The organism is Rhodopseudomonas palustris BisB18 (assembly GCF_000013745.1).
In the GTDB taxonomy this organism is placed as follows: Bacteria; Pseudomonadota; Alphaproteobacteria; order Rhizobiales; family Xanthobacteraceae; genus Rhodopseudomonas_A; species Rhodopseudomonas_A palustris_F.
The window spans coordinates 1,639,426-1,662,886 of sequence record NC_007925.1 but is presented as its reverse complement, the minus strand read 5'-3'; the positions used below and the strand labels follow the sequence as shown (position 1 = coordinate 1,662,886).

Here is a 23,461-nt window from a genome sequence, read left to right as displayed (position 1 = left end):
CTCACGCCATCGTCTCCTTCACCGCCGCCACCAGCTGGCTCAGCGTGAACGGCTTCGGCAGGAAGGCGAATTGCTGGTTTTCCGGCAGGCTCTTTTCGAACGCATCCTCCGCATAGCCGGAGACGAAGATGATCTTGAGGTCCGGATTGCGGGTGCGCATTTCCTTGAGCAGCGTCGGGCCGTCCATTTCCGGCATCACCACGTCGGACACCACGAGGTCGATGGCGCCGTGCTGCGCCTCGATGGCGTCGATCGCCTCGAGCCCGTTGCCGGCCTCGATCACGCTGTAGCCGCGCGAGCGCAGGCCGCGGGCGTTCAGCGAGCGCAGCCCCTCCTCGTCCTCGACCAGCAGGATGGTGCCCTGCCCGGTGAGATCGGCGGCGCGCGGCTTGGCTTCCGGCTTGGGCTCCACCACGGCGGCGGCGGCGACGGCGGCCGGCTCCGGCTGCACGTCGCGGTCGGCATTGTAGCGCGGCAGGAAGATGTGGAAGGTGGTGCCCTTGTCGGCTTCGGAGGCGACATAGATGAAGCCGCCGGTCTGTTTGACGATGCCGTACACCGTCGACAGCCCAAGCCCGGTGCCCTTGCCGACTTCCTTGGTGGAGAAGAACGGCTCGAAGATCTTGTCGACGATCTCGGCGGGAATGCCGGTGCCGGTGTCGCTGACGTCGATCCGCACGTAATCGGCGGGCGGCATCCCCTTGTAGGACAGCCGCTCGGCCTCCTGCGCCGAGACGTTGGCGGTGCGCACCGTGAGCTTGCCGCCGGCCGGCATGGCGTCGCGGGCGTTGACCGCCAGATTGACGATCACCTGTTCGAATTGCGAGACGTCGACCTTGACCGGCCACAGGTCGCGGCCGTGCACCAGGTCGAGCTTGACCTTCTCGCCGATCAGCCGGCGCAGCAGCATGGTCAAATCGCTGAGCGCGTCGCCGAGATGCAGCACCTGCGGCCGCAGCGTCTGACGGCGCGAGAACGCCAAGAGCTGCCGCACCAGGGTCGCAGCCCGCGTGGCGTTCTGCTTGATCTGCATGATGTCCTGGAACGACGGATCGGTCGGCTTGTGGGCGTTCAGCAGGAAGTCGTTGGCCATCATGATGGCGGACAGCACATTGTTGAAATCGTGCGCGATGCCGCCGGCGAGCTGGCCGACCATGTCCATCTTCTGCGACTGGTTGATCTGGTTTTCCAGCGTGCGGCGCTCGGTGGTCTCCAGCATGTAGACGATCGCGGCTTCGGTATCGCGCTCGTCCTCCTCGATCGCGGTGACGAAGAACTGCGCCCAGCGCTCGCGGGTGCTGTCGAGCATCGCCTCGACCGGCGGGATGTCGCCCTGGCCTTGCGCGGCGAGGTCGATCGCATCCGAAAGTTGGCCGCGCTCGCGGTCGCTGACCGCGGCCAGCACCGACTTGTTGACGGCGCCGCCGGGATTGAGGCTCTGCGCCAGCTTGGCGAAGCGGGCATTGCCGCGCACCACCGCGCCGGTCTTGTCGACGGTGGCGATCGCCATCGGAGTATGGTCGAAGAACCGCATGAAACGCACTTCGGCGGTGCGCTGCGGATCGGCGCGCTCGTCGCGCGCCCGGCTGATCACCAGGGTGCGCGAGGCGCCGGGCTTGCCGTCGGCGCCGAACGCCAACTTGTGGAACAGCCGCGCCGGCATGGTCTTGCCGTTGCGCATCCGCAGGTCGACGTCGAACACTTCGGTTTTGACTTCGCCCGGCAGCGCCGAAATCGAGGTCAGCAGCGAGGCGCCGTCGCCCGACATGATGTCGTTGAGCTTCAGCCCTCCGGAGCCGATTTCCGCCAGATCATGGCCGAGCCAATCCGCCAGCGTGGCGTTGACATAGACGAGGTCGCCCGCGGCATCGACCGAGAAGAACCCGGCCGGGGCGTGGTCGAGATATTCGATGGCGTGCTGCAATTCCTGAAACACGTCTTCCTGGCGCTCGCGGTCGCGGGTGATGTCGGCCAGCGACCACACCGTGAATTTCGCCTCGCGCTTGGAGAGCCCGAGCGGGCGCACCCGCATCCGCAGCCAGCGCCCCGGCGCGCCCTCGCTTCCCGCGACCCGCACCTCCTCGGTGTGGCGCTTGGCCTCGCGGGCCGCCTTCAACAGCCGGAACACCGCCTCGGAGACGTCGGGATTGCCGATGAACACCCGCTCCACAGGGCGGACGTCCTGCAGCGTCGCCGCCCCGGTCTGGGTGAGGTAATTGTGGTTGGCATAGACCACGTGGCCGCGCGGATCGGTCACCGCCAGCCCGTCGAAGGCGTGGTCCGCCATCGGCCGCATCACCGGATCGTCCGCCATCCGATCGGCGAAACGGACGATGCCGGCGGCAAACGCAAACAGCGTGAACAGCCCGACCATCGCCAGCAGCGCCAGCGAGCCCATGATATAGGGCTGCGCGGCGGCGCGGCCGAGCGTCATGAACGCCACCGCGGCGGCGACGATGGCGGCGGCGATCAGCAACACCAACACGATGCTACCGCTGCGCCGCGGCGGCTCGGGGTTGGTCAAGGAATCGCCGGGCGGATCGTCGTTGGCGTCGCTGGTCATGAGACTGTGCAGATCCCGTCGATGGCGGCGCGACGTCCGCGCGCGCCTGCCCCTGAGTGCCTGAATCGGAGCCGCCTGCGCAAGCGGATCATGCCCATAATGCAGGTATTTTGCGGGTCGTGCGGCATCTCAGGGACAGTGAACGAAAAATCTCGTCTTGAAGCGAGGTGCTTCGACACGTCGGCACTGGTGTTGTGAAGGTCCCGCGCTGCAGTCAAGCTGCGCATGCGTTGGGAGTCTAAACTTTTATGAGCAAGGGCGGTGACAGCTCGGCTGTACCCGACGCTTGGCGACAAATCGCCGAGCGCAAAAAGACGCTCATGGGGTGGCCGGAATGGTCGGAAGTGGCGACACTGACAGCCGGCACGGCCGTCCATTCCCGCCGGGACGATTTGCGCACCGTCGCCGCAGAGATAATCGAGGCATTGTTTCAGCTAGCTGATGAAGACGGAACTGGCCTGGTAGGTGTCCGCCTGCGCCTCAAGGCCTGGGCTCATCGGCGCCAGCGAGACGTTACAGCGACCCTCGAGGTCGTTGGCGGACGCTCTTTTGTCACTATATCCAGACTGGACGCCTGGCCGTCGGACCCACACCAGAACAGCCTAAAGGCGTTGAAACGACTTGGGGTCAAAGAGCTTCTTGGGGTCAAAGAGCTTCGAAGTACGATTGACGGAAGTCATGTCCATCGTTTTGCCGATAATGCAAGGTACGGCGTTGAGGCATTCGGTCCGGGACCTGAAGGGAATTTGCCGGTCGCAGTGGCTCTCCCTGGGAATCTACAGAGCTTCCGCGATTTTCTGCGCTCTGTCATGCTAGAATTTAACGTCGAGGGCTTAGGGGATTTTCCAAGTCCTCCCAGTTGGCAGGTGATCCTGTGGTTGTGAAGCAATCCGCCCTTACGATTGAGAAGATCGCCATCGAGGTCGCTCAGGCTTTGGTGAGGGTTTCCGCGTACGAGGATACGGTGCGGTTATCGCTGCCGCTGCTGTATCCCGGCGGAGCTATGGTCGGGGTTGAAGTCTCGCGCCTGCGGGATGGGTTTCTAGTGTCCGACGCCGGCGGAGCTCGTCGCGAAGCGGGACTCATGGGAGCGGAACGGTCGTTCCAGCGCATTGCACAGGACGTCGCACAGCGGTTTGGCATTCGATTTGATCATCATATGATGTTCGATCTCGATGTTGCCGAAGTTCATCTGGTCCCGGCGGTGATCGCGGTCGCAAACGCGGCCAAAACCGCGGTCGAAAATGCCGCGCTGCATCATGCAGCCACGGAGCACGCGGATCATCGAGCCGACCTCTGGGATAAGCTGCAAACGGCCTACGGCGCCGCTGCGATTGCCCGCGAACCGGTACGCTTCCAGGGCTCTTCCGAAAGCTGGGACTTTGATGCTGGACTTCAAATAGAGGGCAAGCTGGCTCTCTTCGAAATTGTCACGCCCTACGCCAATTCGGTGAATAGCGCCGTTACTAAGTTTCTAGATGTAATGGATCTTGGGGAAGAAATCGCTCCGAAGAGGATTGCGGTTGTAACCAACCCTGAAAAGACGCCCCGTCTTCTGGTTCTCGGCCGGACATCCAGGATTCTGCCCGCCGAGTCTTCAGCAGAACAGTATCGACGCGCGGCTTGAGCTGACGAAATAGTTCAACTGCCAATGGATCGTGCGTGATCCTGCCTGCTGGCACCACACCTTAACAAGGCGATGCTCGGCTTCACCGCCGCCGGCCCGACAAGCCGCGCTTCAGGCCCATCACATAGCCGATGATCTCCGCCACCGCATGATAGTGCTCGACCGGGATCTCTTCGTCGATCTTCACCGTGGCGTACAGCGCGCGCGCCAGCGGCACGTTTTCGATGATCGGCACGTCGTGCGCCTTGGCGACTTCGCGGATCTTGAACGCGATCGAGTCGACGCCCTTGGCGACGCAGATCGGCGCCGACATGCCGTTTTCGTAGGACAACGCCACCGAATAGTGGGTCGGGTTGGTGATCACCACCGAGGCCTGCGGCACCGCCGCCATCATCCGCTTGCGCATCCGCTGATGGCGGATCTGCCGGATCCGGCCCTTGATATGGGGGTCGCCTTCCGACTGCTTGTGCTCTTCCTTGACCTCCTGCAGCGACATCTTCTGCTTTTCGTACCAGGTGCGGTACTGAAAGAAGAAATCGGCGATCGCCACCGCCGCCAGCATCGCCACCACCGCGGCCATCAGCTTCAGCGTCAACGCGATGGTGAGGCCCATGATGGCGCCGATGTCGAGCCGGATCATGGCGTCGAGCCGGTAGCGCTCCGGCCACAGGATCGCCACCATCACCGCGCCGAGCGCGATCACCTTGAACAGCCCCTTGAGGAAATTCGCCGCCGCCTGCTTGCCGAACAGCCGCTTGGCGCCGGCCAACGGCGAGATCTTGCTGAATTTCGGCTTCAGCCCCTCCGCCGAAAACACCAGCCGGTGCTGCAACATATTGCCGGCCAGCGCCGCGATGATCAGCATCAGGAACGGCACCCCCATCGCGGCGATCGCGGCGTACAGCAGGCTCTGCGTCAGCGCCATCAGCCCGGCGCCGTCGGTGCGGATCATCCAGGAGTTCTCGATCAGGTTGCGCAGCGGGTTCTGCAGCCCGCTGCCGACCGATCCGGAGAACGACGACAGCACCAGCGTGGCGCCGGCGATCATGAACCAGGTGTTGACCTCCTGGCTCTTGGCGACGTCGCCGCGTTCGAGAGCGTCGTCGAGACGCTTTTGCGTAGGGTCTTGGGTTTTTTCCGAGGAATCGTCGTCGGACATGCTCAGCCCCTCACAGTCCGGGGATCAGCTGATGCATGACCGCGATGAAGTAGTCCAGGAAGGTGTGCATCATCGTCGCCAGCACGGCGCCGAAGATCAAGAAGCCGGCGAAGATCGACAGCGGCACGCCGACGAAATACACCTGCATCTGCGGCATCAGCCGCGCCAACACGCCGAGCCCGATGTTGAACACCAGGCCGAACACCAGGAACGGCGCCGACAGCTGCATGCCGATCTTGAAGGCGGCGGCGAACGCCCGGGTGGCCAATGACGCGACGTCGCCGCTCGACATGAACTCGCCGGGCGAAAAGATCCGGTAGCTCTCGTTGAGCGCGGCGATCACCAGATGATGGGTGTCGGTGGCGAACAAGAGCGTCAGCCCGAGCAGCGTCAGGAAATTGCCGATCACCGCGCCCTGCTGGCCCTGGGTCGGATCGACCGAGGTGACGAAGCCGAGCCCGAGTTGCTGGGCGATCACCGAGCCCGCGACCTGCAGCGCCGACAGCGTCACCCGCGCAGTGGCCCCCAGCACGATGCCGATGACGATCTCGTGCAGCATCAAGACGATCAGCGGCGTCAGCGACGTCATGTCGACCTGGTAGTCGGAGCGGTGCAGCGGCAGGATCACCAGCGTCAACACCAGCGCGATGGCGAGCTTGATGCGCACCGGGATGTTGGTTTCGCCGAACCCCGGCATCAGCATCACCATCGCGGCGATCCTGGCAAACACCAGCATGAAGGCGGCGGCGAGCGCGGGCAGGAATGAAATATCGATGCGCATGGCCGCCTGGTGCGAGGCTGTCGCGTCGCAATGAGGTGTGACGGTGTCGGGCCGGCTCCGCGGATCCGGCGCTCCCCGACCCGAGCATGCCCTAGCCTCCCATGATTCGCGACGAAATCCGCATCATGTGGCTGTGCATCGCGTCGGCCATGAACGGCAGCGCCAAGATCAAGGTGACGAAGATGGCGATGATTTTCGGCACGAAAACCAGGGTCTGTTCCTGGATCTGGGTCAGCGCCTGCACCAGCGACACCGCCACGCCGACCACCAGGCCGACCACCATCAGCGGCGACGACACGATGACGATGGTCCAGATCGCGTCGCGCGCGACGTCGAGGGTTTCCATGCCGGTCATTTCAAGTCCTTTGGTGGCCGAGGCCGTTCAAGTTCGTCATTGCGAGATCAGCACCAATGTTACGGCCGACCCCAATTAGAGGCGTTAGGGTGGAAGCGTGCCCCGGACGCGGCGCAACGCGCCGCACTTGCGGCGTGGTGCGCCGCAGAGCCGGGGCCGTTACGGATGCCGCCTTTGCGAAGGTCCCGGCTCGCGTCGCAGCGCAACAGCGCTGCTCGGCGTCCGGGACACGAGGCTCTGGTGATTCCACTCAGCATCTTCGATCAGCAGCAGGGTAAGAGTCAGCAACACTCAGATCGACATCTTCATGATGTCTTCGTAGGACTGGATCATGCGGTCGCGCACCGACACCAGCGTCGAGACCGCGACGTCGGTTTCCGCTACCGCGGTCACCACATCCATCACGTTGGATTTGCCCGACGCCATCGCCACGGTCTGGGCGTCGGACTTGCGGCCGGAATCCAGCACGCTGCCGACCGCGTTTTTCAGCACGTCGCCGAACGACTGGCCGCCGCCGAGATCGGTCGGCTTGGCGCCGGCGCCGCCGGCCGATTCCATGATCCGGGCGAGGCTCGCATAGGCATTGGCGGCGACAGTGGGGGTTGCCATGGGTCAGCTCCTGATCACGCCTTGAGGATGTCGAGGGTGCGTTGAATCATGCGCCGCGTGGCGCTGATGATGTTGAGGTTGGCCTCGTAGGATCGCTGCGCGTCGCGCATGTCGGTCATTTCCACCAGCGGATTGACGTTGGGGTATTTGACGTTGCCGGCGGCGTCGGCCGCCGGGTTGCCGGGCTCGTATTTGACCCGAAAGTTGGAATTGTCCGGCTTGACCCGGCCGAGCGTGACCACCCTGGCGTCGAGCGCGCGATCCAGCGCCGAGGTGAAGGTCGGCACCTTGCGGCGATACGGATCGCCGCCCGGGGTCTGCGCGGTGGATTCGGCGTTGGCGATGTTCTCCGAGATCACCCGCATCCGCGCGGCCTGGGCGCGCAGGCCCGAGGTCGCGATCCCCATCGAGCGGGAGAAATCCATCGAATCTTCGGCCATGGCGTGGTCTCCCTAACGGCCCTGCGGCTCAGCGCTTGCCGATCGCGGTTTTCAGCAAGCTCAGGCTGCGGCTGTAGAGCGAGGTGGCGGCGGCGTAATCCATCTGGTTGGAGGAGGTTTTCAGCATCTCGTCCTCGAGGTTGACGGCATTGCCGGCCGGCCGGGTCTGGAAGCCGCTGTTGCGGTCCTGCGCAAAGCTCTCGATCCCGCCGGCGGCGCTGATATGGCTGGCGCTGGTGCGCAGCATCGGCAGCGACCCCATCGGGCCGCCGGCGGCGAGCTGGCCGCTGGGGGTGAATTTCGGTTCGATCAGTTCGCGCGGTTTGAAGCCGGGCGTATCGGAATTGGCGATATTGTCGGCCAGCACCCGCTGGCGCTCCTGATGCCATTGCATCTTGGTGCGTAGCGCCGACAAAACCGGTAGATCGTTGATAGGCATCGGCCTGCTCCGCCTGCTGGTTCCGCTGTGGCGGATCGCTTCAGGTGGGCAGAATTTGCCGCCCTTATGGTTAACGGGCAGTTAATTTTTGCCGGCGGCGATACCTGAGGCGTTCGGCGCGTTAACTGTGCAGAATGTGGCGGAGTCGCTGCATCGGCGCATTTTCGCCGCAGATGGTGCGCTAACCGATCCATCTGATGGCGGTTTGGCGTCAGAAGTCGTTTTGGCCCGATCGATTCCTAGGCTATGTAAGACGTTGCGCGGCAACTCTTGCCGGCCAGATTTAAGAGATGGGCAAGACCAGGATTTGTTCGTCGTTCGTCGCATCGCAGGGACCGTGGGCCCGACGATGTCGGCGCCGCGGATAAGAACGTGAGTTGCCGGGGATAAAGCATGCAGTCGCCAGTTGTCTTCTTTTTCGCATTCGTGGCCGTCCTGGCCCTGATCGGCGTCGCGGCCTGGTTGGTCCGCCGATTCGCCGGCAGCCGGCTGGGGGCCAGCGCGAACCGGGGTCGGATGCCGCGGCTGGCGGTGATCGATGCCGCGGCGGTCGACGGCCGGCGGCGGCTGGTGCTGGTGCGCCGGGACAATGTCGAACATCTGTTGATGATCGGCGGCCCGACCGATCTGGTCGTCGAACCCAACATCGTGCGCGGCAATCTGACCCGCGAGCAGATGCCGCAGCGTCCCGCGGTCGGCACCGAGCCGCCGCCGCGGATTTCGCCGCTGGAAGCCGCCAATTGGGAGCCCGACCCCCAGGACCAGACCGAACCGCAACTGCCGGAGCCGCCGCAGCGCCCGGTGCGTCCGTCCTACGCCGAAGAAGCGCGGCGGGTGCCGCCGCCGCTGGCCGAGCGTCGCGGCGGCAACGATCTGCTGGGCGGCCTGGAGCCGCTGAGCCGACCTGAAGCGCTCCGCCCCGAGCCGCAACTTCGCCCCGAGCCGCAACTCCGCCCCGAGCCGCAGCTGCGCACCGAGCCGCAGCTCCGCCCGGAGCCGGTGCTCCGTAGCGAACCGATCAGCCGTGCCGAACCGCGGCCCGAACCGCGGCTGGAGCCGACGCCGCAGCGTCCGCAGCGCGCCGAGCCGGCCATGCCGCGGCCGATGCGCGAACCGGCGATGAAACTGCCGCGGGCGCCGGCACCGGAACGTGCCGCGCCGCCGCCGCCGCCGCCACTCGCTCCTGCAACGCCGCCGGCGCCGACGCTGTCGGCCGCCGACCAGAACCTCGCCGACATGGCGCAGCGGCTGGAAGCCGCGTTGCGCCGGCCGATCGGCGAGCATCGCGAAGCCTCGCCGCCGGTGGCGCCGGAGCCGCCGCCGAGCCGGTCGCGCAGCGCGAGCGAAAGCTCGAATTCGGGCCATGGTCATAGCCAGGGCGAACATGGCGAACAGCCGCCGATCACCCCGGCCGGGCCGCCGTCGATGAAGACCGGCTTCGAAAATCTGGAAGACGAGATGGCGTCGCTGCTCGGTCGTCCAAAGAACCCTTCGTGAGATCGCCGAACACCCCGCGTAGAGTTGTTGCATTCCTCCTCACCCTGATCGCCGCCGGATCGCTCGCCGATCCGGCGTTGGCGCAGGATATCAGCATCAATCTCGGCGGCGGCCCGGGCGGCGGCGGCGTCACCGAGCGCGCGATCCAGCTGATCGCGCTGTTGACGGTACTGTCGATCGCGCCGTCGATCCTGATCATGATGACGTCGTTCACCCGGATCGTGGTGGTGCTGTCGCTGCTGCGCACCGCGCTCGGCACCGCGACCGCGCCGCCGAATTCGGTGATCCTGGCTTTGGCGCTGTTTCTCACCGCCTTCGTGATGGGGCCGGTGCTGCAGAAATCCTATGACGACGGCATCAAGCCCTTGATCGCCAACCAGATCACCGTCGAGGAGGCGCTGCAGCGCGCGGTGGTGCCGCTGCGCGGCTTCATGCAGAAGAACGTCCGCGAAAAGGACCTGAAGCTGTTCATGGACCTGTCCAACGAGCCGATCCCGGCCACCCCCGACGACCTGTCGCTGCGCATCCTGGTGCCGGCCTTCATGATCTCGGAACTGAAGCGCGCCTTCGAGATCGGCTTTCTGTTGTTCCTGCCGTTCCTGATCATCGACCTGGTGGTGGCCTCGGTGCTGATGTCGATGGGCATGATGATGCTGCCGCCGGTGGTGGTGTCGCTGCCGTTCAAGCTGATCTTCTTCGTGTTGGTCGACGGCTGGTCGCTGGTGGCAGGCTCACTGGTGCAGAGCTACGGGCCCAGTTAGCGGCGCCGCATTCAGCTTATCACCGCAGTTGATGTGCGAGATTTCGCCTAACAAGAAAAAGCCAAATATGACTTTGCTCGTGCGGGTCGCGCTTGCCTCGCCTCGCGAAATCGGGGCGGCAACCCGCCGGTTCACCAGACCAAGGCCGCGTCATGGAGTCATACCAGTATTGCTGGTATCAACTCTCAGTTCCGCAGCTCTCCATGCCAGCGGTAGAGGTCGGCTACCAGAGCGTCGATCGAGCCCACCGCGCTCGTAGTCCCGCCGTGAGCGCAATGGTTGCGTATCGCATAGGTTTGCAAGATACGCCCGAATGATGGCTTCCGGCTGTCCAGAACCATCGCCAACCTGGTATCGAATGGCACTTTCTTCGCCTTGACGGAAGGTGTGTCCCAGCCTCGCCGATGTGTCCAATCAGGGTTCGCGGCGCGCGCGTTGACCGCATCTTCGAATTTCGAATTCACCGCCTTCTCAAACTGGCCAAACATCAGAACGAAAATGCCGCGCTCAAGGATATCGCGCCGCAACTCCATTCGATCGATTCCAGCAATATCGTTGCCTTTGGCTCGGTCCGAAATTTCGGCCTGGTAATGTGCGAAGAACCAATCGTAACTCGCTTTGATCTCTGGAAGCTTCTCCATGTCAGACCAAATCTGCGATCATTTCCGGTGAGAAAGCATCGCCTTCGCGCTTTTGGCTGGCTCTAAAAATCGTCCATTGAGGAGCATCGCCGCGTTCCGCCAGATCCACGATGATAAACGTGCCCTTTGACGTATACAGATCGATACGCCCGTTTGCACCGATCACCCATAATGCCTTCGGTTTGAAGAGCGCATAGCCGCGACCATCGTCCAAACGAAGTGTCGGCTGGTCCGTCGCAGGCACGTCGTATTTCTGCATGAGCTCTTCGTGCATCGAGACCTTACCGTGATCGTCGACTCGCCATCCGTTCTTCTCCGCCCAGGTGCTGACATCTCGGAACAGATCATGAAGACGATCCTTCCAATCCCGGACTCGCTTTTCGACGAGTTCTTTGGTGACGGTGGTCTCCCGGCCATCTTCCATGGCGTCAAGATCGTCGCTCATGGCACTTTCGCTCCAGCCCGCATTCATTGCATCTGGTAGAGATGCGCACTCCACATTGCTATATTTTGGGAGACTGATCTAGTCACAAGCGCCGTTTGCCGAACCAGCCATTGTCGAAGGATTCGCGCTCCTTCCGGTTCCGCGGGCAAAACGGGCTTCATGTTATCTATCAATCTGGATCACCAGAACGCTCGGTTAGACCGACCGCGCAGCAATGATACGCGCCTACCGTCCCAGCGGAATCTGCCGCACCGCGATCGACGGCAGCGACCCGGTGGTGTCGCTGTCGGCCGGCGGTTGCTGCGGCAGGATCACCTTGGCGCTGGCGTCCGGGAAGCGCGCCTTCATCTCGCGCAGGAAGCCGTCCAGCGTGTCGACGCTGGCCGCCATCTTGGCGATCGCGCTGAATTCGGCGTTGCTGCCGTCGGACGGGGCCGAGGCGACGTCGAACGCCACCTTGTCGGCGCCGCCGGTCATCAACGGCGCGAATTTCTCGCGGAACCGGCCGAGCCCGAGCGCGTCCTCGGCCAAGGCGTAGCCGACCACGGCGCGGATCACGTCGCTCTTCTCGGCGGCGTCGAGCGGCTTGAAGTCGCGCCAGCGGTCGCCGAGATAAAGTTCGATCTGTTCGGAGGCCTCGCGCCAGCGCCGGCTCGCCCAATAGATGTCGGCGCGCAGCCGGATCGCCTCGCGGCCGGAGATGTTGGAGATGATATCGAGCGCCAGATCGTGGCGGCCGATGTCGCTCTGCGCGCGGCCCTCCAGTAACAGCCGCTGGGTACGCAATTCGCCGGACAGGTCGGCGATCCTCGTCGAGCGCAACGCGGTGATGGCGCGGTCCGGCTTGCGGTTCATCAGATAGACCATGGCGAGCCGGGCCGCGACTTGGGCGCGCGCCGCGCCTTCCATGCGGCGATCGACTTGGTACTGCAACAGTTCGGCGGCCTGATCGAGCAGGTCGACCGCGACCAGCCGGTCCGCCAGCTTTCGGATCATTTCGTCGCCGCGGCGGCCGATCGGGGTCAGGCCGCGGTAGTCGTAGAACATCGCCAAGGCGTCGATCGGCGCCATGTCGTCGCCCTTCTGACTGAGATAGACTTGCGCGAACAGCGCCGAGGCGTCGTCCTGGGCTTGCCGCGCGCTCTGCGAATTCGGCAGCAGTTCGGTGGCGAGCTGCGCGGCCGCCAGCGCTTCCCGATAGCGGCCGAGATCGGCATACATCTTCGCCATCATCTGCTGGGCGCGCACCTCGATCTCGTCGCCGCGCCAGGTCAACGCCAGCTGCTCCAGTTCGGGCAGCATGTCGGCCGGCGAGATCTCGCCGCGCTTCTGCCGCAGCATCAGGTCGAGCAGCTTGGCTTCGGTCGCCGCGGCGCGGTTGGCGGACACGATGGCCTCGCGATATTTCACCAGCGCGTCGCCCTCGCGCCCCAGCGCCTGGTCGAGCCGGCCGCGCAACACCGCCACCGCCGGCTGCAACTCGCTCGGCACGCCGACATGATCGAGTTCGCTCGACAGATTGGTGGCGCCGGCATAGTCGTTGACTTCCAGCGACGCGCGCATCGCCTCGCTGATCACCACGCGCTGCATATCCAGCGGCAAGCCGTTGGTGATGAATTCGACGTTCTTCAGCTTTTCGCGGGCTTCCGGCCATTTGCCCTGCTTGGCCGCCGCCAGCGCCCGCCACAGCTGGGCGTCGAAGTTGGCGCCGATCGCCGGATTGCCGAGGTCTTTCAGCGCCTCGTCGGGATGGCCGATCATCACGCTGCAGGCGGCGCGGATGATCAGCGCGATCGGATCGTCCTGGCCCGACTTCAAGTCGCCGAGCACCAGGTCGATGACGCCCTTGGCCTCGGCATACATGCCGCGCGCCATGTAGAACCGCGCCAGCTCGTAGCGCGCCATGGTGCGCGCCTCGCCGCTGGCTTTCGCGGAAGCGTTGATCAGTTCGTCCTGTCGCTCGGCGAAGCTGCCCTGCTGGTTCTTCTGCCACTCGTTGACGTCGAAGATCGGGCGGGTGCGCGCGGTGCCGCGCTCGTTGCCGCCGAACGACGCCGACGACAGCGTCAGCCCGCCGGGCCGGCTCACCACCACCTTGTCGTCGGCGACCACCGCGGTGACGTCGTCGGAATACGGCTGCACCACCACGCCGTGCAGCGATTCCAACAGCGCGAATTCGACGAAGTCCTGGCGCTTCAGCAAGCCGCGCGCCGGCGGCGCCGCGGTGACCACCATCAGCGTATCGCCGGCATCGGGATCGACGACCCGGTGCAATGTGCCGGCGCCCGGCAGCGGAATGGTGACGTTGGCGCGCGCCGGATCGGAGATGTTGCGCACCGCCTGCAGCGGCAGCGACGGCGATTGCACGGCGTCGGCGAAGGTCAGCGTCCAGCCCTGCGCGTCGCCGGTCAGCGCCGCCAATTGCGGCCGGCTGAGCCGGATACGCACCGCCTGCCCGGTCGGCAGCGCGAGGCCGGAGATCTCGGCGATGTTCGAGCCGCCCTGGCGGCGCACCGGCTCGAGATCGACCAGCTTCTTGGAATCGAACACCAGCCACAGCGTATCGGCGCGCCGGAACAGCGCGCCGGCCACCGGAGCCGCGAATGGAAACTGCAACCGCAGCCCGGCATTGGTGCGCTGAATATCGACCGCCGGGCCGGCTTCCGCCGCTGCGGGCGGCGGCGGGACCACGGCGGGCGGCGCCGGCTTGTCGGCGACCGCCGCCGGCTTGGACGCGACCGCCGCGGCGGCGGTCTCCGGCGGGGTCGCCGCCGCCTCCGCCTTCACCCCGGCCTTCGGTTCAACCTTGGGTTCAACCTTGGGTTCAACCTTGGGTTCAACCTTGGGTTCAACCTTGGGTTCAACCTTGGGTTCAACCTTGGGCTCAACCTTGGCTTCGACCTTGGCTTGGGCCTTAGGTTCGGCCTTGGGTTCGGCCTTCGGCTCGGCCTTGGCTTCGACCTTGGGCTCGACCTTGGCTTCGACCTTGGGCTCGACTTTGGCTTCGACCTTTGCGGCCGGCTTCGGGTCGGATTTCATCTGCTGCGCGATCAACTCCGAGGTCGGCGGCGCAATTTCGCCGGGCGGCGACGCGCGAACGCCGCGCAGCTCGGATTGCAGCCGGCTGATCGCCGCCGGCAGCGACTGCGCCGGCTCGGATTGTTGGAAGCCGATGTCGACGATGTAGTTCTTCTCCTCGCGGAACGAATGCACGTCGACATCGCCGATCAGTCCGATCTCGACCGCCGAGCGGTCGACATCGGTCGCCTGGATGATCGAGGCAATGTTCGGCGGCGCCGCGATCTTGGCATCGGCCAGATCGAAGGTCAGCGGCGCGGTGAACAGCAAGGACAACTTCTGGTCGCTCAGCGTCGAATTGACGGTGACGCCGTCGGGCATTTCGAACACGTAGCGCACGAAGGTCGGCTGCACCGCGGCGCGCACCCGGATCGGCGGCCGCACCTTGGCGGCGAAAGCCGCGCGCTGCTGCCGCAACGCCTTTTCCGCGGCGCGGGCGCGGTCCGACAATTCCTTCAGCACGTCCTGCGGCAATCCCGGCGGCGCGCCTTTCCAGTCGTCGGGCAACAGGTCGACGTAAAGCCGTTCGCCGGCGGCCATCGAATTGACGGTGACCTTGCGTTGCAGCGCCAGCCGGATCGCGCCGCCATCCGGATCGCGGCGCGCCGAGCCGACATAGTCGGGCACCGCGTCGGCCAATTTGTCGATCGGAACCCAGACCGGCCGCTTGAAGCGAATCACCAGCACGCTGCCGGCCACCACCACGTCGGACTCGACGTCCTCGTTGAGCTTGAGCACCAGCCGCGCGTAGCCGCCGCCCGCCGACAGCGTCGCCTCGCCTCGCACCAGCGGCGCCTGCGCCAGCGCCGGGGCGGTCGCTGCCATCAGCATCAGCCCGGCGAGGCCGCCGCGCGGCGCGCCGAACCAACGCCGCGCCGCCCGCGAGATTTCGCAGGCGCGCGACCAACAGAGCTTCGCAGCCGTTCGTGCCATGACGTCGTTTCTCGAACGCGCGTGATCCCGCTGATGCAGCGACCAGGCGAGCTTCGAAATCTAGATTTTGCGATTTAAGGAGTTGTTAAATATCCCCGTTAGTTGCGATTTTGTGGCGCCGGTTTGCCTTCGATCTTGGGCAATTCCACCGCGATCGCCGATCGGTCGCCGCCGCCGCCGGCGCGGCGCGCCAGTTCGACGGTCAAGCGCTCGGCGGCCTCCGGCGCCATCAGCCCGAGAATGTCGGACATCTTGCGCGGCGCGATCTGCGAGGCGATTTCGAACAAGACCGGCATTTCCAGCCGGTCGAACACCTTGGCGGCGTCCTTCGGCTTCATCCCCTCATACATGGTGATGATGCTCTTGAAGCGGGCGGCTTCGGTCTCGGTCTTCTGGCCGCTGGTGGCGGCGATCCGCGACTCCACGCCCTTCAATTCTTCGACCTTGGAGTCGATGCGCTTCTCCGCCGCCTTCAGCAGGCTCTCGCGGATTTCCACTTCGCGGGCGCGGGCGTCGAGCTCCTGGCGGCGCGCCTGCAGCCGCTCCAACAGCGCGCGCTCCGCCGGCGACACCTGCGGCGGCGGTTCGTTGATCACCGGCGGCTCGGTCGAGGTGGAGATTTCCGGCGCGGCGACCGCGGGCTTGTCGTCTTTCTTGGCCGCGGTCGAGCCGGTGATATCCTCATCGTAGCTGCGCCCGGTCGGGAAGTTGAGATTCTCCTCCGCCCAGGACGGCTTGGTCGCGTGCGGCTGGTAGTCGAACACATAGCCGCCGTCGAGCAGCAGGCCTGCGACCTTCAGCACCGCGAGGCCGAAGACCGCGACCAGCACCACGGGGATGACGCGGATATCCCGGAACAGCTTCATGCGGCGATGCCATCGGCCCTTCTACGTTCGGCGAAAGCCTGCGCCGCGGCGGCGACCGCCTTGGCCGGCGACAATGCCTGCGCCTGCGCCTGCGCGTGCGCGTGCGCCAGCGGCTCGGCGGCGGGCTGCCGCGCGGCGCTGGCGATCCGCGACAGCCGGCGCAACACGTTGTCACCCTCGGCGAGTTGCTTGTCGAGCTGTTCCGAGAGGCTGCCGGCGGCGGCGATCTGGTTGCGCAGGTTCTCGTTGACGTCGCGCACCGTGAGCTTCAGCCCACCGATCGCGCGCTCGGCGATTTCGGTGGCGGTGATCAGTTCGCCGATCGTCGCCTTCAAGGAGTGCTCGTCCGCCTTCAGGCACTTCAGCCGCTTGTTCAGCAGCATGCAGTAGGCGATGGTCAGCATCAGCAGGGCGGCAACCAGACTTTCGATGGCAATTCCTAATGAATGGCTCATTGTGTCTCCATTAGTTTGGTCTGCTCGTCGGCTTTCTCGAACATCGCGTAGGTGGTGTTCGGCTTGCGCAACTGCTTGGTGACGCGGATCGCGACGCGGTCGGCGACGCGGCCCATCCGGCCTTCGGTCAAGGTGACGTTGCCGCAGCGCACCGCGACCAGCGCGTCGGCGCGCAATTCCAGCGGCAAGGTGTCGCCGACCTTGAGCCGCATCAATTGCTTCAGCGGGATCTCGGCTTCGTACAGCACGGCGTCGACCGAAATCTCCGCCTGGGCGATCTCGGTGGACAGATGGCCTTCCCAGATCGGATCGCGGCCGAATTTTTCGCCCATGAACATCTGCATGAGCACGGCGCGGATCGGCTCGATCGTCGCGTAGGGCAGCAGCAACTCGATGTTGCCGCCGCGGTCTTCCATGTCGATGTGCAGCCGCACCAGGATCGCGGCGTTGGCCGGCCGGGTGATCGCGGCGAACCGCGGATTGGTTTCCAGCCGGTCGATCTTGAAGGTCACCGGCGACAGCGGCCGGAACGCCTGTTCGGCGTCGGCCAGCACCACTTCGACCAGCCGCTTCACCAGATTGGTTTCGATCGTGGTGTAGGGCCGGCCCTCGACCCGCATCGAGGCCTGGCCGCGGCGACCGCCGAGCAGCACGTCGATCATCGAATAGATCAGCGCCGAATCCACCGTGGCGAGACCGAAATTCTCCCATTCCTCGGCCTTGAACACGCTCAGCACCGCGGGCAGCGGAATCGAACTCATGTAGTCGGAGAACCGCACCGAGGTGATGCGGTCGAGCGAGACTTCGACGTTGTCCGAAGTGAAATTGCGCAGCGACGTCGTCATCAACCGCACCAATCGGTCGAACACGATTTCCAGCATCGGCAGGCGTTCGTAGGACACCATCGCCGAATCGATGATGGCGCGAATGCCGGAATGATCGTCGAGATTGATCTCGCCGATCGAGAAGCCGAGCAGGTTGTCGATTTCCTCCTGGGTCAGGACCCGTTCGCCGCCGCTCTTGCCGGTGCCGGTGGTGTTGCCGAGGTCGCGGCTGCCGTCCTCGACCATCGCCGCCCACTGGTCGGCCATCGCCCCGGTGAGTTCGTTGGCGGCGGCGTTCTTGGCGGCCTCTTCGGGATCCTCTGAGGCCATCTGCGCTTCCCATTGCGCAGCGATGGCGTCCTGATCGACCTGGTCGTTACCCGCCATGAGGTGCCCGCCCGCTCATTGGATCACGACTTCCTTGAACAGCACCACGTTGACCACGCCCGGCGCCACCGCGAGGTTGACCCGGCGCAGCATCTCTTCCTTGAGACGGAACAGCCCGGCGGAGCCGGAAATATCGCTGGAGCGCAGTTCGCGCAGATAGGTCTGGAAGATGTCGGTGACGCGCGGCATCGTCGGCTTGATCTGCTCGACCGCCTTCTCGTCCTTGACCTCGAGCACCACCTTGACCCGCAGGTACTGGATCCGCTCGCCCGGCATGCCGGCGAGGTTGATGGTCATTTCCGGCACGTCGATGAACACCGGCTTCACGACTTCGACCTTGTGGGTCTCTTCGGCGCCGTGGCCGCGGAAGAACATGAACCAGGTGCCGCCGCCGATCAGCAACACCCCGACCACCGCGCCGACGATGATGAACAGCTTGCGCTTGCTCTTCGGAGCGGCTTCGCCGTCTTTGTCTTCGACCTCGGTGTCTGCCATCGCGTGCCGTCCGAATTCGCTGCGCAGGCCAGTTGCGATGCGAAATCGCTGCCCCGAACGCCCAAGCGCCCGGTTAAAAACTTATGTCGCAATGGTTAATGGAACCTTTCTTTCGCCCGCCAGCTAGGAAGATTTTGCCGGCAAATATGGTCAATATTACCTTTTTGCCGCCTTCGGCGGCCCCGGTAAAACTACCTAATCGCCTGTATCTCCACACAAATTTGCTCTGGCACGGGTTTCGCTTGGTATTGGACTGAAGCGCGGCTTGGGAGAGCTTTAGCGCTTCGCGGCAACCACGGACGGCCTTTGGGAGAGGGGCGTGCGCGGTTCAGACAAGGGGAGATCGGCCGATGGAGAATGCACTCCTCATCGGACTGTCGCGGCAGATGACGTTGGAGCGACAGATGGACGTCGTTGCCAACAACGTTGCGAACGTCAACACCACCGGCTTCAAAGCCGACAAATCGCTGTTTCAGGAATACCTGTCGCCGGGCGCCCATGAGGACAACTTCATCGGCCGCGATCGCCGCGTCAGCTACGTCCAGGACCGCGCCACCTTTCACGATTTCTCCTCCGGCCCGCTGGAGCAGACCAAGAACCCGCTCGACGTCGCGATCGACGGCAACGCCTTCCTGGCGGTTCAGACCCCGGCCGGCGAGCGCTTCACCCGCGACGGCGGGCTGCAGATCAACGCCCAAGGCCAGTTGGTCACCGCGTCGGGCTATCAGGTGCTCGGCACCAACGGCCCGATCGTGTTTCAGCCGACCGACAAGGAGATCACCATCGCCGACGACGGCAACGTCACCGTGCTCGAGGGCTCCTCGGCGGTGGATTCGCTGCGCGGCAAGCTTCGCCTGGTCAATTTCGCCGAAGCCCAGCGGCTGCTGAAAGAAGGCTCCAATCTGTACTCCGCCGGCCCCGGTGCCGCGGCGCAGCCGGCGCTCACCGCCCGAGTGCACCAGGGCTACATCGAAAAATCCAACGTCAACGCGGTGGCCGAGATGAGCAAGATGATCGAGGTCACCCGCGCCTACACCCAAATCTCGTCGATGCTGCAGCAGCAGGGCGATCTGCGCAAAACCGCGCTCGAGAAACTTGCCGACGTTCCGGCGTAACGGCTTTTTGGAGACGAACCCATGCGCGCACTCTACACCGCAGCGACCGGGATGGCGGCCCAGGAACTCAACGTCCAGGTCATCTCCAACAACATCGCCAACATGCGCACCACCGGCTTCAAGAAGCAGCGCGCCGCGTTCCAGGATCTGATCTACGACCACGTCCGCCGGGTCGGCGCGCAGGCCTCCGATCAGGGCACCATCCTGCCGGTCGGCGTCGACATCGGTGGCGGCGTCAAGACCGTCGGCACGCCGCGGTTGATGACCCAGGGCACGCTGTCGACCACCGGCAACGACCTCGACCTGGCGGTGCGCGGCGAAGGCTTCTTCAAGATCCAGATGCCGGACGGCACCTACTCCTATACGCGCGACGGCTCGTTCACCACCGACAACACCGGCCGCGTGGTGACCTCGAACGGCAATCCGCTGCAGCCGACCATCACCATTCCAACCGGCGCCAGCGGCATCACCATCGCCAGCAACGGTCAGGTCTCGGTCACCGTCACCGGCTCGACCACGCCGACCGTGCTCGGCCAGATCAGCCTGACCCGCTTCATCAACAAGACCGGGCTGCAGCCGCAGGGCGACAACCTGTTCATCGAGACCGGGGCGTCGGGTCCGCCGCAGGACGGCATCGCCAATGCCGACGGCTACGGCGACATCCAGCAGCAGACGCTGGAACAGGCCAACGTCGAAGTGGTCACCGAAATCTCCGACCTGATCGCCGCGCAGCGCGCCTACGAGATGAACGCCAAGGTGGTGAGCGCCGCCGACCAGATGCTGCAATCGACCTCCAACATGTTCCGCTGAGGACCGAGATGATGCGCACCTCCTCGCTGCTCATTGGCCTCGCCATCGCCCTCGCCGGCGCCGGCCCAGGCATCGCCCAAAGCCCAGCTCAAGGCCCAGCTCAGAGCCCTGGCCAGAGCCCAGCCCAGTCCCCCGCCCAGAGCCGCGACGACGTCATCGCGTCGCCGGTGCTGCGCGCCAGCGTCACCGTGACCAGCGACCTGGTGCTGATCGGCGACGTCATCGACAACGCCGGCAGCGCCGCCAAGATCGCGATCTATCGCGCCCCCGATCTCGGCACCACCGGGTCGCTGCCGACCGCCAAGCTGTTGGCGGCGCTGCGCGCGCATCAGGTGATCGGCGTCGAGACCCGCGATATCCGCGAAGTGAGCGTGACGCGGCTCGCCCGCACGGTGGCCAGCGAAGAGATCGAAACCCAGGTGGCGCGCGCGCTGGCGCAGAACAACGGCCGCGCCGAGCCCGGCAGCTTCCAGATCAAGTTCGACCGCGATCCGCAGACCCTGCAACTCGATCCTTCGAACAGCGGCGCGATGGAGCCGGTCGCGGTGCGCCACGACGCGCGCAGCGGTCGGTTCGACGTCACCTTCGAGATCGCCGGCGACGGCAGTGCCGCGCCGACCAAGCTGCGCTTCACCGGCACCGCGATCGAGACCGTGGACGCCGCGGTGCTGGCGCGCGGCGTCGAGCGCAACGAGGTGCTGAAATCGTCCGACGTGGTGGTCGAGCGGCGGCCGAAGGCCGAGATCGGCGGCGACGCCGCCAGCCGCGACGACGCGGTCGGTATGCAGGCGCGGCGGCAATTGCGCGCCGGCCAGGCGTTGCGGCTCGTCGACCTCAGCAAACCCGATCTGGTGTCGCGCGACCAGGCCGTCACCCTGATCTACCAATCGACCGGGCTGTATCTCACCGTGCGCGGCAAGGCGCTCGAAAGCGGCACCGAGGGCGACGTCGTCAACGTGATCAACCTGCAATCCAAGCGCACCGTCGCCGGCACGGTGATCGGCCGCGGCCAGGTTGCCGTATCGGTCGCCACGCCCCGCATCCTCGCCGCCGCCGCGCCGGCCGACGCCGCGACGCCGCGTTCCGGCGCCGCCACCCCCGCCTCCCGCCAACCCGAGTAATCGTCATGTCCAAGTCACCGACGTTCAACCGCATCGTCCTCGCCGGACTTCTGCTGGCTTTCGGCGGCCTCGCGGGCGGCTGTTCATCGATCGACCGGCTGTCGCAGATCGGCGAGAAGCCGAAGCTGGCGGCGATCGAGAATCCGACCGCGCAGCCCGGCTACAAGCCGGTGCAGATGCCGATGCCGAAGCCGGAGGCGGCGTCCTACAACGCCAATTCGCTGTGGCGCAACGGCTCGCGGGCGTTCTTCCGCGATCAGCGCGCGCATCAGGTCGGCGACATCCTCACCGTCACGGTGAACTTCACCGACAAGGCCAATATCGCCAACGAAACCCAGCGCAGCCGGACCAACAAGGAAGATTCCGGGATCACCGATTTCGCCGGCAGCAAGTTGATCGGCGGCGCCGCCTCGCAGGTGATGCCGGGCCGGATCCTGACCGCGGACGCCACCTCCTCCAGCGACGGCAAGGGCTCGGTGCAGCGCCAGGAAGCGTTGCAGACCAGCGTCGCGGCGGTGGTCACGCAACTGTTGCCGAACGGCAATCTGGTGGTCGAAGGCAAGCAGGAAATCCGGGTCAACTTCGAAATTCGCGAACTGATCGTCGCCGGCATCGTGCGGCCGGAGGACATCCAGAGCGACAACACCATCGACAGCGCCAAGATCGCCCAGGCCCGCATCGCCTATGGCGGCCGCGGCCAGATCTCCGACGTGCAACAGCCGCGCTACGGCCAACAGGTGATGGACGTGCTGCTGCCGTTCTAACGCCGATCCGCACTTGGGCATGATCGCGAAAATGCATCGCGGTTTTCCGATCATGCTGCCCCACCACGCCCGCGCAGGAGGACACCTCATCCGACACCGCGGCGCGCCGGTTCTCCCACCGCGCACCGCGCTCTCCCAGCGAGCGTCTGCCTCTCCCCCCGTTTCGGCAGACGTCGCTTCTCTCCCGAGCTCCCACACCGCATCGCGAACCTAGGCGCGACGCGGTGTCCTACGCGGCCTCCGTCAGCTCCCCTGGCGGAGGCCGTGCTCGTTTTGCGGCGGCGAGGTCTCAGCGTTCGGCCCTGGAGCTCCAGGTCGGAAACGTCTCGGTTTCGTGGTCGTCGGCAACCGCCTGCAGATAACGCGGCTTCCAAACGTCTCTGATGAACATTTCCATCGTGGTGGGCAGCGGGCTGCGGCGACCGTGGAATCGGACACGACCATCGTTGAGCGCGGCGGCCGTCAAGCTGTCGTCGAGCCATCTTTCCGGCGTGCCAAAGCGCTTGAGATACTCGGCTTCAATATCCTTCCGCGTTCTGTCGACGAAACGATACGCCACTGGCCGGCCGATCTCTCGGCCGATCATCGCGGCCAGCTCAGGCATCGTGAGATCTTCCGAACCGACCTCGCGGATGACGCGGTGTTCGCCCGTCGGATGGGTCAATTCCTTGGCCGCCAGATCGGCGATGTCATCCGTGGCGACCCAAGGAGTCTTCAGATCGGGGTCGAGCGACCAACCGATTCCGCAGTGCTTTGCAACCGCCGCCGTCCAGGCCAGCGTGTTCTCCATGAACCAGGACGCACGCAGATGCACCAGATCGAGATTGCTGAGTTGGTTCAGCGTTTGGTCCAGGTGGTGGAAGCCTTCAAAATGCCCGGTGTCGCCCTTCACGTCCGACCCGATCGCCGACAAGTTGACCGCGAGCCTGACTGGAGAGCTACCAAGCGCGTCGACAAAGCGTTGGGCAACGACCGGATAGTGCCCGTGAATGTTGTTCCAATCGGTCTTCACCATCAGGAACGCGGCATCGGCATCCTGAAAAAACGTAGCGAGGTCTCCGGCGCCGGTGTCGAAGCTTCCCAGAAACGGCTCCGCGCCGATCTTGACCAGCGCGTCGAGCGCTGCGCCGCCCCGCGACAGCGCCTTCACCTGATGACCAGCGCTCAGCAATCTCCGTGTGAGCTGGGCACCGATCCGTCCGGTTGCGCCGACAACAGCAATTCGCATGACAGTCTCCATGGGGTGTGGGTTGGCCCCGCTGGTAGCCTATTGCCGCGCGCGCGAATTTAGAGATA

23 protein-coding genes are annotated in these 23,461 nt (G+C 65.0%); 8 read left to right on the top strand and 15 right to left on the bottom strand.

Annotated elements, in window-relative coordinates; translation table 11 throughout:
- Position 1 precedes the first annotated feature (1 nt).
- The gene (cckA, locus tag RPC_RS07655; RefSeq protein ID WP_011471991.1) at positions 2-2,563 is read right to left on the bottom strand and encodes a cell cycle histidine kinase CckA; all 2,562 of its coding nucleotides are present in this window, start codon (positions 2,561-2,563) and stop codon (positions 2-4) included.
- Between the two features lie 248 nt (positions 2,564-2,811).
- Here cckA and RPC_RS07650 point away from each other — a divergent pair, with 248 nt between their 5' ends.
- Complete coding sequence (locus RPC_RS07650; protein WP_041801516.1) at positions 2,812-3,447, top strand: hypothetical protein; 636 nt, start codon at positions 2,812-2,814, stop codon at positions 3,445-3,447.
- A complete protein-coding gene (locus tag RPC_RS07645; RefSeq protein WP_041801514.1) occupies positions 3,438-4,190 on the top strand; it encodes a hypothetical protein in 753 nt (250 codons plus the stop codon). The genes RPC_RS07650 and RPC_RS07645 overlap by 10 nt, the downstream gene beginning before the upstream one ends.
- An 82-nt stretch (positions 4,191-4,272) precedes the next feature.
- On the opposite strand, the gene flhB is transcribed toward RPC_RS07645, so the two are convergent.
- The 6 genes from flhB to flgB form a co-directional block, all read right to left on the bottom strand.
- On the bottom strand, positions 4,273-5,349 hold the full coding sequence (gene flhB / locus RPC_RS07640) for a flagellar biosynthesis protein FlhB (RefSeq protein ID WP_011471989.1): 1,077 nt from the start codon (positions 5,347-5,349) through the stop codon (positions 4,273-4,275).
- 10 nt (positions 5,350-5,359) lie between these two features.
- A complete protein-coding gene (gene fliR / locus RPC_RS07635) occupies positions 5,360-6,130 on the bottom strand; it encodes a flagellar biosynthetic protein FliR (protein ID WP_011471988.1) in 771 nt (256 codons plus the stop codon).
- Positions 6,131-6,221: 91 nt separating this feature from the next.
- Positions 6,222-6,485 (bottom strand): flagellar biosynthesis protein FliQ, encoded by a 264-nt coding sequence (gene fliQ, locus RPC_RS07630; RefSeq protein ID WP_011471987.1) that lies wholly within the window; start codon positions 6,483-6,485, stop codon positions 6,222-6,224.
- Between the two features lie 291 nt (positions 6,486-6,776).
- Entirely contained in the window at positions 6,777-7,094 is a 318-nt protein-coding gene (gene fliE, locus RPC_RS07625; RefSeq protein WP_011471986.1) for a flagellar hook-basal body complex protein FliE, read from the bottom strand.
- Positions 7,095-7,108: 14 nt separating this feature from the next.
- The gene (gene flgC, locus RPC_RS07620) at positions 7,109-7,534 is read right to left on the bottom strand and encodes a flagellar basal body rod protein FlgC (protein WP_011471985.1); all 426 of its coding nucleotides are present in this window, start codon (positions 7,532-7,534) and stop codon (positions 7,109-7,111) included.
- A 28-nt stretch (positions 7,535-7,562) separates the two neighbouring features.
- On the bottom strand, positions 7,563-7,973 hold the full coding sequence (flgB, locus tag RPC_RS07615) for a flagellar basal body rod protein FlgB (protein ID WP_011471984.1): 411 nt from the start codon (positions 7,971-7,973) through the stop codon (positions 7,563-7,565).
- A gap of 393 nt (positions 7,974-8,366) precedes the next feature.
- On the opposite strand from flgB, the gene RPC_RS07610 reads away from it, so the two are divergent.
- Together RPC_RS07610 and fliP are read left to right on the top strand one after the other, a co-directional pair.
- Complete coding sequence (locus RPC_RS07610) at positions 8,367-9,470, top strand: flagellar biosynthetic protein FliO (RefSeq protein WP_011471983.1); 1,104 nt, start codon at positions 8,367-8,369, stop codon at positions 9,468-9,470.
- Positions 9,467-10,231: a flagellar type III secretion system pore protein FliP gene (fliP, locus tag RPC_RS07605; protein ID WP_011471982.1), complete on the top strand. Its 765-nt coding sequence runs from the start codon at positions 9,467-9,469 to the stop codon at positions 10,229-10,231. Before RPC_RS07610 ends, fliP begins: the two co-directional genes overlap by 4 nt.
- Before the next feature lie 185 nt (positions 10,232-10,416).
- Here fliP and RPC_RS07600 read toward each other — a convergent pair whose 3' ends face one another.
- The 7 genes from RPC_RS07600 to fliL form a co-directional block, all read right to left on the bottom strand.
- Positions 10,417-10,872, bottom strand: coding sequence for a hypothetical protein (locus RPC_RS07600; RefSeq protein ID WP_011471981.1), 456 nt, complete (start codon positions 10,870-10,872; stop codon positions 10,417-10,419).
- Between the two features lies 1 nt (position 10,873).
- Positions 10,874-11,317, bottom strand: a complete 444-nt coding sequence (locus RPC_RS07595; protein WP_157043152.1) for a hypothetical protein — start codon at positions 11,315-11,317, stop codon at positions 10,874-10,876.
- Positions 11,318-11,542: 225 nt separating this feature from the next.
- Positions 11,543-15,328 carry a hypothetical protein gene (locus RPC_RS07590; protein ID WP_011471979.1) on the bottom strand — a complete coding sequence of 1,262 codons (3,786 nt, stop codon included), beginning with the start codon at positions 15,326-15,328 and terminating at the stop codon, positions 11,543-11,545.
- Between the two features lie 98 nt (positions 15,329-15,426).
- Positions 15,427-16,194 carry a MotE family protein gene (locus RPC_RS07585; RefSeq protein ID WP_011471978.1) on the bottom strand — a complete coding sequence of 256 codons (768 nt, stop codon included), beginning with the start codon at positions 16,192-16,194 and terminating at the stop codon, positions 15,427-15,429.
- On the bottom strand, positions 16,191-16,649 hold the full coding sequence (locus RPC_RS07580) for a DUF6468 domain-containing protein (RefSeq protein ID WP_011471977.1): 459 nt from the start codon (positions 16,647-16,649) through the stop codon (positions 16,191-16,193). Before RPC_RS07580 ends, RPC_RS07585 begins: the two co-directional genes overlap by 4 nt.
- Positions 16,646-17,860, bottom strand: a complete 1,215-nt coding sequence (gene fliM / locus RPC_RS07575) for a flagellar motor switch protein FliM (protein ID WP_011471976.1) — start codon at positions 17,858-17,860, stop codon at positions 16,646-16,648. Before fliM ends, RPC_RS07580 begins: the two co-directional genes overlap by 4 nt.
- A gap of 15 nt (positions 17,861-17,875) precedes the next feature.
- Complete coding sequence (gene fliL / locus RPC_RS07570; protein ID WP_011471975.1) at positions 17,876-18,355, bottom strand: flagellar basal body-associated protein FliL; 480 nt, start codon at positions 18,353-18,355, stop codon at positions 17,876-17,878.
- A gap of 350 nt (positions 18,356-18,705) precedes the next feature.
- Between fliL and flgF the strand changes: the two genes are divergently transcribed.
- The 4 genes from flgF to flgH are packed head-to-tail and all read left to right on the top strand — an operon-like array spanning position 18,706 to position 22,165.
- A complete protein-coding gene (gene flgF, locus RPC_RS07565; RefSeq protein ID WP_011471974.1) occupies positions 18,706-19,470 on the top strand; it encodes a flagellar basal-body rod protein FlgF in 765 nt (254 codons plus the stop codon).
- A gap of 21 nt (positions 19,471-19,491) precedes the next feature.
- The gene (flgG, locus tag RPC_RS07560; protein ID WP_011471973.1) at positions 19,492-20,280 is read left to right on the top strand and encodes a flagellar basal-body rod protein FlgG; all 789 of its coding nucleotides are present in this window, start codon (positions 19,492-19,494) and stop codon (positions 20,278-20,280) included.
- Positions 20,281-20,288: 8 nt separating this feature from the next.
- Complete coding sequence (flgA, locus tag RPC_RS07555) at positions 20,289-21,401, top strand: flagellar basal body P-ring formation chaperone FlgA (RefSeq protein WP_011471972.1); 1,113 nt, start codon at positions 20,289-20,291, stop codon at positions 21,399-21,401.
- 5 nt (positions 21,402-21,406) lie between these two features.
- Positions 21,407-22,165: a flagellar basal body L-ring protein FlgH gene (flgH, locus tag RPC_RS07550; protein WP_011471971.1), complete on the top strand. Its 759-nt coding sequence runs from the start codon at positions 21,407-21,409 to the stop codon at positions 22,163-22,165.
- 289 nt (positions 22,166-22,454) lie between these two features.
- Here flgH and RPC_RS07545 read toward each other — a convergent pair whose 3' ends face one another.
- A complete protein-coding gene (locus RPC_RS07545) occupies positions 22,455-23,393 on the bottom strand; it encodes an NmrA family NAD(P)-binding protein (protein ID WP_011471970.1) in 939 nt (312 codons plus the stop codon).
- Between the last annotated feature and the right edge of the window lie 68 nt (positions 23,394-23,461).

Bases quoted from the DNA above. Each gene is read 5' to 3' on its own strand.
- RPC_RS07585 (WP_011471978.1), bottom strand. From the start codon at position 16,194: ATGAAGCTGTTCCGGGATATCCGCGTCATCCCCGTGGTGCTGGTCGCG.
- flgH (WP_011471971.1), top strand. From the start codon at position 21,407: ATGTCCAAGTCACCGACGTTCAACCGCATCGTCCTCGCCGGACTTCTG.
- fliE (WP_011471986.1), bottom strand. From the start codon at position 7,094: ATGGCAACCCCCACTGTCGCCGCCAATGCCTATGCGAGCCTCGCCCGG.
- RPC_RS07545 (WP_011471970.1), bottom strand. From the start codon at position 23,393: ATGCGAATTGCTGTTGTCGGCGCAACCGGACGGATCGGTGCCCAGCTC.
- flgC (WP_011471985.1), bottom strand. From the start codon at position 7,534: ATGGCCGAAGATTCGATGGATTTCTCCCGCTCGATGGGGATCGCGACC.
- RPC_RS07650 (WP_041801516.1), top strand. From the start codon at position 2,812: ATGAGCAAGGGCGGTGACAGCTCGGCTGTACCCGACGCTTGGCGACAA.
- RPC_RS07595 (WP_157043152.1), bottom strand. From the start codon at position 11,317: ATGAGCGACGATCTTGACGCCATGGAAGATGGCCGGGAGACCACCGTC.
- flgF (WP_011471974.1), top strand. From the start codon at position 18,706: ATGGAGAATGCACTCCTCATCGGACTGTCGCGGCAGATGACGTTGGAG.
- flgB (WP_011471984.1), bottom strand. From the start codon at position 7,973: ATGCCTATCAACGATCTACCGGTTTTGTCGGCGCTACGCACCAAGATG.
- flgA (WP_011471972.1), top strand. From the start codon at position 20,289: ATGATGCGCACCTCCTCGCTGCTCATTGGCCTCGCCATCGCCCTCGCC.
- flhB (WP_011471989.1), bottom strand. From the start codon at position 5,349: ATGTCCGACGACGATTCCTCGGAAAAAACCCAAGACCCTACGCAAAAG.
- RPC_RS07580 (WP_011471977.1), bottom strand. From the start codon at position 16,649: ATGAGCCATTCATTAGGAATTGCCATCGAAAGTCTGGTTGCCGCCCTG.
- fliR (WP_011471988.1), bottom strand. From the start codon at position 6,130: ATGCGCATCGATATTTCATTCCTGCCCGCGCTCGCCGCCGCCTTCATG.
- fliL (WP_011471975.1), bottom strand. From the start codon at position 18,355: ATGGCAGACACCGAGGTCGAAGACAAAGACGGCGAAGCCGCTCCGAAG.
- fliM (WP_011471976.1), bottom strand. From the start codon at position 17,860: ATGGCGGGTAACGACCAGGTCGATCAGGACGCCATCGCTGCGCAATGG.
- RPC_RS07590 (WP_011471979.1), bottom strand. From the start codon at position 15,328: ATGGCACGAACGGCTGCGAAGCTCTGTTGGTCGCGCGCCTGCGAAATC.
- RPC_RS07610 (WP_011471983.1), top strand. From the start codon at position 8,367: ATGCAGTCGCCAGTTGTCTTCTTTTTCGCATTCGTGGCCGTCCTGGCC.
- RPC_RS07600 (WP_011471981.1), bottom strand. From the start codon at position 10,872: ATGGAGAAGCTTCCAGAGATCAAAGCGAGTTACGATTGGTTCTTCGCA.
- fliQ (WP_011471987.1), bottom strand. From the start codon at position 6,485: ATGACCGGCATGGAAACCCTCGACGTCGCGCGCGACGCGATCTGGACC.
- cckA (WP_011471991.1), bottom strand. From the start codon at position 2,563: ATGACCAGCGACGCCAACGACGATCCGCCCGGCGATTCCTTGACCAAC.
- flgG (WP_011471973.1), top strand. From the start codon at position 19,492: ATGCGCGCACTCTACACCGCAGCGACCGGGATGGCGGCCCAGGAACTC.